Source organism: Bacillus sp. AFS037270 (assembly GCF_002585305.1).
In genome coordinates this window covers 1-13106 of record NZ_NUNF01000016.1, presented here as the reverse complement: position 1 = coordinate 13106, position 13106 = coordinate 1, and the positions used below count along the sequence as shown (strand labels likewise).

The 13106-nt window shown below is 38.3% G+C and carries 12 protein-coding genes and 1 pseudogene; 9 read left to right on the top strand and 4 right to left on the bottom strand.

Annotation, left to right across the window (positions count from 1 at the left end; genetic code table 11):
* Positions 1–26: 26 nt before the first annotated feature.
* Together COD92_RS08485 and COD92_RS08480 are read right to left on the bottom strand one after the other, a co-directional pair.
* Positions 27–770: pseudogene (locus COD92_RS08485) on the bottom strand (spore germination protein); the annotation flags it as partial.
* A gap of 190 nt (positions 771–960) precedes the next feature.
* On the bottom strand, positions 961–1743 hold the full coding sequence (locus tag COD92_RS08480; protein WP_098528297.1) for an SDR family NAD(P)-dependent oxidoreductase: 783 nt from the start codon (positions 1741–1743) through the stop codon (positions 961–963).
* Between the two features lie 370 nt (positions 1744–2113).
* On the opposite strand from COD92_RS08480, the gene COD92_RS08475 reads away from it, so the two are divergent.
* Positions 2114–2992, top strand: a complete 879-nt coding sequence (locus tag COD92_RS08475) for an IS110 family transposase (RefSeq protein ID WP_098528298.1) — start codon at positions 2114–2116, stop codon at positions 2990–2992.
* 66 nt (positions 2993–3058) lie between these two features.
* Positions 3059–3367, top strand: a complete 309-nt coding sequence (locus COD92_RS33305) for a transposase (RefSeq protein WP_098528325.1) — start codon at positions 3059–3061, stop codon at positions 3365–3367.
* A 413-nt stretch (positions 3368–3780) separates the two neighbouring features.
* Here the strand turns inward: COD92_RS33305 and COD92_RS08460 are convergent, their stop codons facing one another.
* Positions 3781–4215 carry an OsmC family protein gene (locus COD92_RS08460; protein ID WP_176541098.1) on the bottom strand — a complete coding sequence of 145 codons (435 nt, stop codon included), beginning with the start codon at positions 4213–4215 and terminating at the stop codon, positions 3781–3783.
* A 510-nt stretch (positions 4216–4725) separates the two neighbouring features.
* Here COD92_RS08460 and COD92_RS08455 point away from each other — a divergent pair.
* The 6 genes from COD92_RS08455 to COD92_RS08430 all read left to right on the top strand — a co-directional run bounded on the left by COD92_RS08455 (position 4726) and on the right by COD92_RS08430 (position 10301).
* Positions 4726–5001 carry a hypothetical protein gene (locus tag COD92_RS08455; protein ID WP_098528300.1) on the top strand — a complete coding sequence of 92 codons (276 nt, stop codon included), beginning with the start codon at positions 4726–4728 and terminating at the stop codon, positions 4999–5001.
* Positions 5002–5186: 185 nt separating this feature from the next.
* Positions 5187–5825 (top strand): response regulator, encoded by a 639-nt coding sequence (locus COD92_RS08450; RefSeq protein WP_098528301.1) that lies wholly within the window; start codon positions 5187–5189, stop codon positions 5823–5825.
* Between the two features lie 12 nt (positions 5826–5837).
* Positions 5838–6944, top strand: a complete 1107-nt coding sequence (locus tag COD92_RS08445) for a sensor histidine kinase (RefSeq protein WP_098528302.1) — start codon at positions 5838–5840, stop codon at positions 6942–6944.
* Positions 6945–7087: 143 nt separating this feature from the next.
* Positions 7088–8023 (top strand): ABC transporter ATP-binding protein, encoded by a 936-nt coding sequence (locus COD92_RS08440; RefSeq protein WP_098528303.1) that lies wholly within the window; start codon positions 7088–7090, stop codon positions 8021–8023.
* Between the two features lie 12 nt (positions 8024–8035).
* A complete protein-coding gene (locus COD92_RS08435) occupies positions 8036–9154 on the top strand; it encodes an ABC transporter permease (protein ID WP_098528304.1) in 1119 nt (372 codons plus the stop codon).
* 1 nt (position 9155) lies between these two features.
* On the top strand, positions 9156–10301 hold the full coding sequence (locus tag COD92_RS08430) for an ABC transporter permease (RefSeq protein ID WP_098528305.1): 1146 nt from the start codon (positions 9156–9158) through the stop codon (positions 10299–10301).
* Between the two features lie 55 nt (positions 10302–10356).
* On the opposite strand, the gene COD92_RS08425 is transcribed toward COD92_RS08430, so the two are convergent.
* A protein-coding gene (locus COD92_RS08425; RefSeq protein WP_098528306.1) for an IS3 family transposase occupies positions 10357–11693 on the bottom strand; the annotation gives its coding sequence in 2 pieces (ribosomal slippage) (positions 10357–11249 and positions 11249–11693; 1338 coding nt in all).
* 305 nt (positions 11694–11998) lie between these two features.
* Between COD92_RS08425 and COD92_RS08420 the strand changes: the two genes are divergently transcribed.
* On the top strand, positions 11999–12844 hold the full coding sequence (locus tag COD92_RS08420) for a nuclease-related domain-containing protein (protein ID WP_306418539.1): 846 nt from the start codon (positions 11999–12001) through the stop codon (positions 12842–12844).
* The last annotated feature ends 262 nt before the right edge of the window (positions 12845–13106 follow it).

Below are 13106 nucleotides of genomic sequence, written 5' to 3'. Positions count from 1 at the left end.
ATATAAAAATTTTAAAACCAACTCAACTACTTTCGAAGACAGTGTGGACGACTAGGATCATATCTCCAAAGAGAGTTAGGACGTAAGAAACCTGGTCTTTTAGTTGTTATACTATATGACGCACGTATCAAGCTATCATTTAAATCACCAGGTCTTAGTGGATATAACGGAACGGTATAAGGCGATTCTTAGGATTCTAAACGAGTAAGATGCACAATTAAAAAGCATATTCCTAGTACGATACCAAGTCCCCCCAGATCGAGGAAATAATAATTAAAGGAAATCGTACGAAACGAATGGTGTTAGACATCTGAAAGATGGGTGTTGTAAACGAAGCTAAAGCGGATAGAGCCACTGATCAACAATACGTTGCTTGTAAACGCAGCCTCTACTGATGCTTGACCGATAACAATACCATCTACGATACCGAGAGTTTGTCCTACTTTCGTTGGTAAACGTGCTCCTGCTTCACGCAGCAATTCAATCGTAAACTCTAAAAAAAGCACTTCCAAAACCGGCGGGAACGGAACGTTATGCCGCGAGAAACTAAGCGGGCCAAGTAAAACTTTAGGAATCATTTCATAATGATACGTTAAAACGGCTATATAGATAGAAGTGGTGAATATAGAAAAAAGAACACTGAATATTTGTATCAAACGGAAGAAGGAGCCAAGCACCCACGGTAAGTAGTAATCTACCGGAGAAATAAAAAAATCCGTCAATGTAGCGGGTCCAATGATCGCATATCCTGAACCATTACTAAACACAGCTTGATTAAGATTGGCTCATTCCCATAGATTATCGGCTTTTTTACCATTTATAACCAATTTATCATCTTGAGAAAACCATAAGGACAACCCGTCCTAAAGTCATTCATAACCCCGATGAACGAAAAACCGCAAAAATAAGTCTCTTTCTCTATTCATTCATATTGCCAAAGAAGAAGTCTCTTCACTCATTTTATTTGGTTCTATTTTTTAACCAGCTGTCAAATTCGGTTGCGACTAGGCGTTCACCCGTTAATCCTTCAGATTGCTCGGAAGCAAGATAAACGATAGGTTTTGCCATGATTTCCGGCTTCAGAAGCTGAGAGTTTCCTTCAAGTTCCCTTTTCACTTCATCAGGTATCATTCCGGTTACGGTGGCCCCGCCAGGAAGAAGCATATTTACCGTCACTCCAAATTCACTCAGGTCTTCAGCCATGATAAATGACAGGGACTCGGTTGCGGCACGAGAAGGGCCGTATGGGACAAATCCTTTTCGTTTCATGGTTTCATAATTCATCGATATATTGATGATTTTTCCTCTTCCCTGCTCGACCATCAGAGGAGCGAATCCCCGGGAGGTTAGGAAATAACCGGTCACATTTGTATCGATTAAATTTCGAAACCCTTCAGGAGAGACCTGATAGAAAGGCTGTGGTTCTGTAAGGAATTTTGGGTTTACAGTCCTCATGCCTATCCCGGCATTGTTCACGAGGACATCGATCTTACCCCATTCCGTTTTTACCCAGTTCACTGCATCTTGTACCGATTCCTCTGACCTGACATCCAATGGAAGTTCAAAAACATTCGAATATCCCTTATCTTGAAGGTTTTTTACAGCTTCCGTCATTTTTGCTCCCGGACGGGATGCCACTGCAGCCGTTGCTCCTTCATCAAGAAGTGCTTCTACCATGGCATATCCTAAACCGCTTGATCCTCCTGTAACAACGGCATGTACGCCAGTTAATTCTTTTGCCATTTTTCCACCTCATTTGGTTTAAATTCAAATCTTCGAAAGGATTATGATAGTATGTACAGTTTTTATATATCAGTTCCCCTGCAGTTAAAAATTTTATGTGCATCGGAAGCGACTAAGTTTTCCAAACTCATTCTTACTTTCTTTGCTAATAAAGCCCAGCCAAATAATCCATTATCTTAAAAACCTGGAATGGTTAAAGATCAGGAAAATCCCGACCACTAATTTAACCCTTTTTTTCATAGAAATAAATTCCTTCCAAATTCCAGGATTTAACTTTATTATATCTCAAATTCCTGAAAATAAAAAAGCTGACCCTGTAAGTGTTCATAAGAACCTCGGGGTCAGCCTGACTTATTGATGAATCGATTGGATGATTTTATTGAAATCTATGATCTTAAATTATTTTGGGGAGGTACTCGAACCCTCATTCTCCTTTATGGTCAGCCAATCTGGAATGAAGTTTTTAATTGATAAGATTGAGAAAGCACAAATTTCCTGTAATGCAGAACGTGTATTTGTCGGCATTGAAGCAATAGGACATTACTATGAGGACATTGTTCACATTCTTACGGAGAAGGGCTATTCTGTTCATATTATCAACCCTGCATCTACTCATGAAGAACGGAAACAACACCTCACTTATACTAAAACAGACGATATTTATTTATATCTAATTGCTGAGGTCTTGATTGGTAATAAAACAACTAATGCCAAATTGGCTACCGGCGTTTATAAACAACTTCAACATCTTACCCGTGCTAGAAGAAGTGAAATCAATAATCGTTCTCTTATTAAAGTAGAGATTCGTACCGTACATGACCATATCTGGCGTGAATACCAGGGTTACAGCTTATTAATGGATGGAAAAGTTAAGACGAGAACTATCTTTAGTGACTTTTTGGGGAAAGCTAGTTTATATCTTTTAACTTACTTCCCTCATGCTTCTCAGATCCTAGAACTTGGAGAAATTGGCTTACCTCGACTGTCTAAAGAACACAATTTGAAGATTCGTAAGACAACCATTGAAAAACTTATCTACGCAGCCAGTGAAAGTGTTTCAAAGCCTTTAGAGGACCTTTCCAGTGAACTTTTCCTACTAAAGCAAAAACTAAAGGATTATGAATGGCACACCCAAACTATTAAAACCTATGACCAGGAAATAGAGCGTATTCTAATTGAAACAGACGGTCTTTACCTCTTAACCACTTCCAGGTATCGGTCTTGTAACAGCTGCCGAAATCTACTGTGAAATGGGAGATCTCACCCATTATACAAGTGCGAATCAGCTCATAAAAAAGCTGAAACTAACCCAACTATTAAACAATCAGGTCCTACAGAGGGTTATTATGGACGTATCTCGAAACAAGGAAATGCGAATTTACGAAGAGCCATTTACAACGCTGGACGCTCTCTTTCAGTCCACAATGATGTTCTTAAACCCTTTTATACCCGACTAAAAGAAAAAGGAAAAAAAGCTGGAAAAATATATATCGCTATGGGAAACAAGTTTATAAAAATCGCTTTCGCAATGCTTAAAAATCAGTCACCGTTTAAGTGGGACAATCCTACTTTTGATTACAAACAAGAAGTTACTAAGAAACTAATGTTGCAAATAGCTGCTTAATAAAACAAATAAATAGGATCCATTCTTTTGGTTCGAGTGGAGATCGGATCTAATTTCCTGAGGCTCTGACCTCGACGTTTAGCTTTATCCCACTCGTCCTGTAAATGCGAATCAGTACGTTAATTCTAATTTGTACTCAATGCCAGAATGCATCAATGCAGACCAAGAAGCGAGTATATGCCCATTTCTGAATCAAGAAAATGGCGTCTATTTTATAATAAACTTGGTTAATTGTTACTTGTAAAAAAAAGAAATTAAAGTAAGTGTATTTGAGTTACCTAAAAACTTGAAAAAAATATTTGACATTGTACGCTAAACGATAAAAAAGGCAGCAGAATCGCCGCCTTAAATTTAAAACACCGTTTTATTTAAAAGGTCTAAAAATAAATTACTACATCTTTGAATGAATCAGTTTATTTCAAAGAAACTTTACCTTGAATTTCAATTTTAACATCTGCTTTTTTCAATAAATTTCCGACTTCGCACCCTTTATCTGCTGCTTCCGTCGCTCTTTGTGCGGATTGAATTTGTTCTTCTGTTGCATCTTTAGATAAAACGATGTGAGGATAATGGATAATTTTAAATTCATTATCAGATATATTTGCCTCTGAGTTCACTGTAAGTTCAGCAACATGCAGGTTTCTGCTTGCAAGTACAAACGTAAGAGTTGCTGTATAACAAGTAGTTACCGAAGAAACAAGAATCTCTTTTGGATTTGCTCCGTTGCCACTACCTCCTAAAGATGTAGGAATAGCGATTTTTGTATCAAGATACTCCGCTTTAAGGGTTCCATTCCCTTTTACTCCACCATCCCAAACAGCATTCACATTTATTTTCATATCAGCCATGTTTAACACTCCTTCAAATAAATAAATTATATTTATATCATGTTCGTTCATGTATGTTTTTTATTCTACAGGTATCGCAAGTTGTTCACGAAAGATGAAAAATAAGGTACAAAACATTGATTACGGTGTAATTAAGACCAAATTCCGCGCAATTAATGTTGGTTCGGTACAATTACTTTCTAACTATACGATAATGAATGAATTTTGAACCTATAATATATTAAAAAGCAACAAAGTTTGCGAATAGAGCCCTAAGTGTATTCGAATGAATCGAAGGTCTTGTACAGATCGGTGAGAAGAAATTTCTCAACGATCTGAAAATAAATCCTGCCGTTCGGAAGAGGCTATTTTATAAGTTGTAAAATTGAAACAAACTGTGCTACACGGAGCTTGGTTAACTCCGTTTAAGCTATCATGATAGAGTGACAGACTCTAGTCCGTTGATAACACCCAACCAATATTGGCTTAATTGTTGGGAATTGGTATAATTTAGTAAAAAAGGAGTTTTCTATGAAAATACTTAGTAAACTTTCTATTATATTTACTATTTTAGGTGTCCTGTTCATCAGTTCTGCTTATATTTATTCAATGTATTTTGAGCCACTAATGATTTCAGGATTTAGTATTTTGTTTATTGGATTATTAGCAAGTTTTGGTGCAATGTATAAAAAGGAACAAGGTAATATAAAATTTTTAGCAGTTGCTGCATTTTTCCTTTTGAGTTTTATTGTTACTTGGAATCAACCATTTGATATTTTACGATTATTGACCTGGATAAAAAATTAATAAAGATACAATATGATTTAAAAAGGAGCATAAAAATAAAAGCTCCTTTTTAATATGCACTAATTCTTTGTATCATAAAATTTTATTTATGCATCAGGTACTCCTCAAAAATCCTTCTTTCTGATATGTTTATGTTAGTTACTACCAATTTAAGGATGTGAAAGGCAGATCAGTCCTGCTGTGAGATGAATATAAAAATTTTGATTGCGGATGATAATTCGTTTATTCGCGAGGGTATGAAAATCATTTTGAGTACATACGGAGAGTTTGAGGTACTTGCAACCGTAGATAATGGTAAGGAAGCAGTTGAATATTGTCAACATCATCAAGTTGACATTGCGCTTCTGGATGTAAGGATGCCCAATATGAATGGCGTTGAAGCAACAAAACTTCTGACGGTAACAACGAAGACTAAGCCGATGATTTTGACAACGTTTGATGACGATGAGTACATTTTGGATGCGATTAAGAATGGAGCAAAAGGCTACTTATTGAAAAATACCGACCCGGAACGGATCCGCGATGCTATTAAAAGTGTCTACTATGGTAACACCGTTATGCAGGATGTCGTGCTCGATAAGCTTAAATCCAAAATGACTGGCAATGCAAAACCCGAATCCAAAGTGGATGCCAGCCTCTTCACCGAGCGGGAAATGGACATCATGACACTGATTGCCAAGGGCTATTCCAACAAGGCGATTTCAAAGGAGCTGTTTATTTCGGAAGGCACGGTTGCCAACTATATTACTTCGATTCTAGGTAAAACTGGCTTGGAGCATCGAACACAAATTGCCATTTATTTTCTTACTGGCTCAGTAGATTAAGAGGACCAATCGATGGAATTATGGATCATTTTCAGCAAACTTATTATAATCCTGTTTCTCAGCTTTTCCTATATCCAATCCGAAACAAGTAATCTGGCTTGGATTGTCCTTTCGATTTTAGTGTATATCAGTATCAATATTACCGTTTACCTTGTTCGATTGGAAAAAGTGAAGATTGGCATTCACCTCGTGTCGATGACGCTGATTTTTATTTTCTTCCGGGAAGTGAATTCGTTATTCATCCTGCTCCTGCCAAATAATATCTATGAGCTTACCTGGCCTTTTTTTGAAAAAAAGTGGTTGTTATTGGTAGTGGGATTGCTGCCTGTATTTATTGTCCCTCAGCTACAGGCATCATACGGTCTGATTGCTATGTTTTGCTTTGTGGCTTATTTTATGACCAGCCAATACTCGAAAAGACTGATTAAATATGAGAATACGCTTGATAAGATGCGCGTTGATATGCATCGGCTCTCCAAAAGCCTTAATGAAAATAAAGAGTACATTAGGCAATCGGAATATACCTATCGCTTAGAGGAACGCAACCGGATTTCACAGCAGATTCATGACAGCATTGGCCACTCCATGACTGGCGCATTGATTCAAATGGAAGCCGCGAAGACTCTTATGGCCATTGATCAGACTAAAGCAGTGGAGCTTCTTCAGAATGCGATAAACATTTCAAAAGAAGGAATCGAGGATATTAGGATTACCTTAAAAAATATGAAGCCTCCAACCGAACAAATCGGCTTGCAGCGCATAAAACTGTTCATTGAGGATTTTTCCATTCAGCACCAGTTACGGATGCCGTTCGTGCACAAAGGAAACATAGATTTGATTACACCGATTCAATGGAAGATTATTGCTGAGAATATCACCGAAGCCCTTACGAATTCATTAAAATACTCAGGTGCGTCGGAAATTTCGATTGACATTCAAGTATTGAATAAGCTAGTTCGGGTCGAGGTCCGTGATAACGGTAAAGGGATTGGATCCGGCAAAGTGGTAAAAGGGCTCGGCATCGTAGGCATGGAAGAACGGACCGCCTCCATAAAAGGCACGGTTATCGTCGATGGAACTAATGGATTCTCCGTCACCACCCTCCTCCCCATCGCCTAATGAATGCATTCATATGAAAAACATGAAATTTCTCATGTATAAAGGGTGAACTAATGCACTTATGTTAGTTCACCCTTTTTCCCTATAATTAAATTACAAATACAGGAAATGGTGTCAGGCACCATCCAATATGAGGTGAGTTTATGAACGTGTTGGAGATTAAAAATTTAACGAAGAAATTTGGCGATTTTATTGCTGTTGATAATATGTCCTTAGCGATTCAAGAAGGTGAAATTTTCGGTTTCCTTGGATCCAATGGAGCTGGCAAAAGTACAACGATTAATTTGATTTCGGGACTATTACGAAATAACAGTGGGGAAATCCATATCCTCGGCAAGAACATTGCTTCACACAGTAAGTTTGCCAAGATGAATATCGGGATTGTACCGCAGGACCTGGCGATTTATGAGGATATGACAGCTTACGAGAATGTGAGATTTTTTGCGGGATTATACGGACTGCGAGGAACAGAGTTAAATGAACGGGTCGAAGAGGCACTGGAGTTTGTCGGGCTGCTAGATAAGCAAAAGAGCTATCCAAAGAACTTTTCCGGCGGAATGAAACGCAGATTGAATATTGCTTGTGCAATTGCCCACCGTCCAAAGCTGATTATTATGGATGAACCAACTGTTGGCATCGATCCACAATCACGTAACTACATTTTAACCTCTGTCCGCAAGTTAAACGATATGGGCTGTACTGTCATTTACACGAGTCACTACATGGAAGAGGTAGAAGAAATCTGTTCGCGGGTTGCCATTGTCGATCATGGTAAGGTGATTGCGGAAGGAACAAAGGAGCAGTTAAAAGCGATTATTACGGATACAAAGGATATTTGGATTGAAGTGAAAAACTCGGAAAACCTCGATGAAGCGTCATTGAGGGAAATCAAAGGGGTTAATTATGTTTCCATCGAGGAAAATGTTGTGAAAATGAACTCTCAATCAGAAATCAACAACTTAAACCAGATTATCCAGTTCTTCATTAATAGGGGAATGGAAATCGGCTCGCTTCAAGAGCAAGCACCAAACCTAGAAACCGTGTTTCTAACTTTAACCGGCAGAAACTTAAGAGATTAGGAGGAAGCATTTGTGAATATCATCAATATTGCTCTTAATGAATTCAAACGCACCATCCGGGATATAAGGACGCTGGTGTTTATGCTGGCCTTCCCTATCGTGTTAATGCTGATTCTCGGAACTGCCTTGTCTAGTACCTTTGACAAAAACATTAAAATAGGAAAAATCAATGTGCTATATACCGAAAAAAATGACAATAGCTTCTCTGCCCCATTCCAAAATTTTATAAAAGAAGCCAAAAAGCAAGACATTCATTTCTCAAAAGCATCTGAAAGTACAGACGGAAAGCGTGCAGTTAAGCAAAATCAATATGATGCCTATGTGGAAGTCACGGATAAAGGAATTCAATTTTACGGCAGTGAACGGAACAGCATCCAGGCAAGTATGGTTGAAGGCATGCTGATTGCTTTTACCGATAAATACAATTTGATCACCGAGGTAGCAAAAGAAAAACCTGAACAAGTGCAAGCCGTATTGGCCAGTACCTCGAGCGACTATGTAAAAGAAACCTCCTTAAATGCAGATAAAGCACCAGGATCAATGGATTATTATGCGATGGCAATGACGACAATGATCGCCTTATACAGCGCCATTTCCGCCAGTTCCTTGATTCGAGGGGAAAGAAGACGGAACACAGCCATTCGACTCGCCATCGCACCTATCAACAAAATGGAAATTTTTCTAGGTAAAATTTTGGGAGGAATCGGTATTAACTTTGTTTGCATCTTGCTTGTAATGACATTCAGCCGTTTTGCTTTTGGCGCCAATTGGGGCAGCCATCCCGGAATAGTGGTGCTCATTCTGTTCACGCTCGTATTCCTGGCCGTCAGCTTTGGGCTCGGACTCAGCTATATCATTAAAACGGATCAAGGTATGCAAACCATTGTCATGATCGTCCTGCAGCTTGCTGCTTTTTTTGGCGGGGCGTATTTCAGGATTGACAACGCCGACGGGTTTCTGAAGATCATGATGAATTTGTCACCACTTACATGGGCAAGGGATGCATTAACAAAAATTATTTATAACAATGACTTAACGGCTGCACTGCCTGCGATTTCATTAAATATAGGAATAGCTATTGTTTTCCTGTTGATAGCCATTGTTGCATTCAGAAAACGGGAGGGTCTCTAGGATGAAAGAAATCATGTGGCTGGTGGCCAATTCATTACGTTCCATTTTTTTAAATAAGCGAAAAATTTTCTCTTACGTGCTCGTGCCGTTACTTGGCATCTTCATTGCTTTCATGGCGTATGGCAATACAGATCCCTCCTATCTGCATGCAGGGATTGTTGACCTGGATCAGACGACGATTTCGAAAAATACCAGCAGGTTTATCAGCGGTTTAAATAATGTAAAAACTAGTAAACTAGCAGAATCTGAGGTCAAAAATAAAGTCGCTTCCGGCTCCCTGGATTGCGCAATTATCCTCGAACCAGGTTTTTCAGAAGCAATTATGAACGGCGAAAAGCCTGAGGTGCAAATCATCTCCATTAAAGGGGCACAGGTCACGACTTATATTAAGGCCTACCTAAACAATTATATTGGAAATCTCTTGTCCTTAAGCACTGCAGCCAATGGGGATGTAACGGTTTTTAATACTCTCTATCAAAATTACCAAAATTCAGAGTTTAAAGTATCTACCCATTCTTTAAAAGATACATCTAATAACAACGATATGACCATTCAGACGATTGGTTTTCTGCTGATGGTTATGCTCAACTCTGCAGGCGGCCTATCTGAATTGATTTTAAAAGAAAAAGAAAACCGCACTTATTTCCGGATTATGTCAGCCCCAATCGATGGAAAAAAGTATGTGCTTTCTAACGTGATTGTCAATATGATCATTATGACCATTCAAGTGGTTGTCACTTTGACGGTTATGACGAAAGTCTTCGGCATTTCAGCTGGAGTCCCCTTCTTGGAAATGCTTGGTGTGATGATGTTTTTCTCGCTTGTCTCTGTCGGTTTATCATTGGTCATTACTGCCTTTGCCACCAACTCAAATTCTGCAGGTGCCTTGCAAAATCTTATTATGACACCCACCTGTCTGTTGGCAGGCTGCTTCTGGCCAGTGGAAATCATGCCAAAGGCAGCACAAAAAATTGCGGATTTTCTGCCGCAAAGATGGCTGCTCGTCACAATTTCCGAGCTGCAAAAAGGGCATACGCTCAGCAGTTTGTCATTGAATCTGGTAACCTTATTGGCCTTCGCTCTTGTATTCTTCATGATTGCGATATATAAGTTTAGCCGGAATAATAATGTTAGGAGTTTTATTTAAGAACGTAGAAAACTCGCCGTGGTTTGAAGTGAACCAAAAAAGTTAGACAAATATCCTACGCAACCTGTTGGACATGAGAACGGTATTCTACTGGACTCATGTCCTTTAATTTTTGCTTCATGCGTTTATTGTTGTAGTAGTGTAGTTCTCGTATAAAATGCTCAATGCTTTCAAATTCTTGCAAGTAGAGGAGTTCTGTCTTCAGAATACCAAAGAAGTTCTCTATAACTGCATTATCTAGGCAGTTTCCCTTCCGGGACATGCTTTGTGTGATATTCCGTTCTTTAAGAGTTTTTTGATATTTAGCCATCTGGTAATGCCATCCCTGGTCCGAATGTAGGATCAATTCATCCTCTGGCTTTAGAACCTCTAACGCCTGTTCAAGCATGTCAGCCACTAAATTAAAAGTTGGTCTGAATTTAATCGAATATGAGATGACTTCACTATTGAACAAATCAAGAATAGGAGATAGGTAGATTTTCTGTCCAAAAAGGCAAAATTCTGTCACGTCGGTTACCCACTTCTGATTAGGCTTGTCGGCTTGGAAATTCCGATCTAGAATGTTTGGCGCAACCTTTCCTACATTTCCACGGTAGGACTTATATTTCTTCATGCGAACCTGACATCTGAGACCCATCTGGTTCATCAATTTGAGGACGGTCTTGGGGTCATGAATGATGCCTCTTTTCTCAAGTTCTTTTTTGATATTACGGTGTCCATATCGGCCTTTATGTTCATGGTATATTTCTTGTATCGCGTCTTTAACCTTTTCATATTTATCAGGGCGTTCCATATGTTTTGTCCAGTAATAATAAGTGCTTTTTGGAATTCCTGCAACTTTAATAAGCTCAGCGACTTGATATTCTTTCCTTAGTTCGTAAATTACCTGCGCTTTGAGTTTTGTGGTAACTTTTCCTTTTCCCGAACTAAGGCATTCAACTTTTTTAGATAGGCGTTCTCCATTCGTAAACGTTCTAACTCTTCGATAAGAGATTCCTTTGATTGGTCAGTAGGCTTATTCTTTTTTCTTTCTTTTGTCATGGAGGGACGCCCCTTTTTCTTAGGAATTAGGGCCTCAACTCCTTCTGTTTCAACGGTTGCCCTCCACTTTCGGATGATGGAGGGATCAGGTATTTTGAATTTGACCGCTGTATCTAAAAGAGATGCCCAATTGTCGTACATGAATTTAAGTACCTCCATTTTAAACGCAGCAGAGTAGTTTGTATAATTTTTTCTCAAAGATTCTTCACCATGGGCCTGATAGATAGCTACCCAATTTTGGATTGTTTTATGGTGAGTACCAAGATGTTTACCAATATCTCGATAAGAAAACTGCCCTTTCTCATATTCCTTAACTGCCCATAACTTTTCCTCAAATGTAAATTTAGCCATATAAAAACTGCACCTCCATTGTTAGTTTTGTGTCTAACAATGGAGGTGCAGTTCAGTTGGATGAACGGCGAGTTTTTTATATATTGTGGGAATAGGTTTAGTGACTAATAACTAGTAATTCAGAAGGTCCTATACTGATATTAAAAAAATAATTGAATTGTAACAGAATATTCATATCTCGTAAATGGCAGCTTGATATTTTTTTATAAAATGAACATAGAGCTTAAGAAAGGAAGTGGCATATGTTACTCAAAGGCAGATCAGAGTCATATGAATTATTGATAATGAGATTTTTAAATGCACGAATGGAATTAGCAGAAGAAGAAAAATGGCACTATTTAAGCTTGGAAAAAGGCTACGAAGGCGAAGTGAAATTTGACCTCCTTGCAGAAAGTCTTCAGGAAGAAAGGTATATCATAAATGACTTGTTCCTTAAAGTAAACAACTCCTATTTTCAAATTGATAGCTTGATTATTTCGCAAGGAGTTATTCATTTATTGGATGTGAAAAATTTTCAAGGTGATTTTTACTTAGAATCGGACAAACTTATTTCCGTAAAGACCGATCGTGAATATAAAAATCCGGTAGTTCAGTTAAAAAGGAGCTCGAGTCTACTCCGCCAACTTCTTCAAACCCTCAAGCTTAATTACCTCGTGGAAGCTTCCGTTATTTTTATCAATCCTGAATTTACTTTATTTCGAGCCCCCATGGATCTACCTATTATTTTACCAACCCAGGTAAATCGCTTTATTAATGATTTAAATAAAACTCCTTCTAAGTTGAATGACGGACATAAAAAACTAGCCCAAAAACTCATTTCATTACATCAAACCAAAAATCCATTTACCATTTTGCCTAAATATATTTATGAACAGCAAAAAAAAGGCGTTTATTGTAAGATTTGTATGTCTTTTGAGGTTTCTATTAAAAATAATGAATTTATTTGCGAGAAGTGTGGATGTCATGAAAAGATTGAGGAAGCTATTTTGCGGCATACGAAGGAATTAATGCTTTTGTTTCCTGATCGTAAGATAACGACTCAAAGTATTTATGAGTGGTGCAATGTGGATTTAAATAGAAGGACATTTTCTAGAGCTTTGAAGAAACACTTTACTGCGTTTGGAGTTACCAGTGATACCTATTATAAATAAGTATGAATTTTATCTTTGGACTTGATTATGTTTTTGTTTTTTCCCTTGGACGACTGACTTGCTTTTTCCATTTTCATTATGCCCCGTGCGAAGTTAACTAGGAATCGGACAGGGCTATTATTTTCTTGCCTTTTCTTGTCCGAAGGTTGCCCTTGTTCGGACAGTGTCTTCATCTTTTGCCTTCTCTTGTCCGAAGGCGACCTTTGTTTGGACAGAGCCTTCATCTTTTTGCCTTCTCTTGTCCGAAGGCGACCCTTGTTCG